Genomic DNA, 1,091 nt, shown 5'->3' with positions numbered 1-1,091 from the left:
AACTCCCCCCTTCGCTACCGACTATTTTAAGGTAAGAGCCAGAGTCAGAGAGCCTGGCTCTTCGCCCCCTGGAACCACGGTAAAACCGGTATGTTCCAGCAAGGTCAACATCGGCTGGTTGTCTGCATAGACCACCGCCAACAATTTTTCCAACTTTCTGGCTTTGGCAACACGAATAAGCCGTCGCAACAGAAAACGGCCAAAACCTTGACCTCGCTTCTCCTCGCGCACCACGAAAGCCAACTCTGCCGTCGCCGTTTCCGGCATACGATAATAACGCCCCACCGCCTGCAACTCTTCCCGTGGTCCCTGACGAGAGGTGATACAGAGCGCCAGATCCTGGTTTTGGTCAATATTGACCAAGCTGTAAGCACCTTCCCGACTCAAGCGCGTGGGTACATAATGATACCGTAGCAACAACGTCTCTTTATCATGGGAATAGAAAAACTCTTGCAAACGGCGCTCATCAGAGGGTTGCAATGGCCGCAGAAAATAGTGCTGACCATCTTTGGCCTTGAATTTTTTTACCGGCACATCGCCCAAACCTTTGACCGGAGCCGGTGTCATCTTCTGATAAGCTGGCACCCAATAGCTCTTGCGTACCTGTTGCAGCAACATCTCCCGATGATCTGGATGGGCAACCTGAATCAACTCCAAAGCCCGTTCGCGAATACTGCGCCCACGCAGAGTGGCAATGCCATATTCGGTAACCACATAATGCACATCACCGCGCGAAGTGACCACACCCGCCCCTTCGGCAATGATCGGCACAATACGCGATTTACCCTGATTGGTTACCGACGGCAAGGCGATGATCGGGCGCCCCCCTCGACTGCGCGCCGCGCCACGGATAAAGTCCACCTGTCCGCCAATGCCGCTGTAAAAACGATTGCCAATCGAATCCGACACCACCTGCCCAGATAAATCAACCTCCAAAGCACTGTTGATCGCCACCATGTTTTCATGTTGGGCAATGGTCGCCGGATTATTGATATAATCGGAAGAGTAGAATTCAATCAGGGGATTGTTGTTGACAAAATCATACAGCGCCTTGGAACCCATGCAAAACGAGGTCACCGTTTTACCGGTGT

1 protein-coding gene is annotated in these 1,091 nt (G+C 52.3%); it reads right to left on the bottom strand.

The annotated features are described in order from the left end of the window. Nucleotides 1-21: 21 nt before the first annotated feature. A partial coding sequence (locus EJP87_RS16965; protein ID WP_130472997.1) for a GNAT family N-acetyltransferase occupies nucleotides 22-1,091 on the bottom strand: 1,070 nt, incomplete at its 5' end.

Origin of the sequence: Candidatus Magnetaquicoccus inordinatus, from assembly GCF_004217665.1 — a bacterium.
Lineage (GTDB): Bacteria > Pseudomonadota > Magnetococcia > Magnetococcales > Magnetaquicoccaceae > Magnetaquicoccus > Magnetaquicoccus inordinatus.
This window is presented reverse-complemented; position numbering and strand designations above follow the sequence as displayed.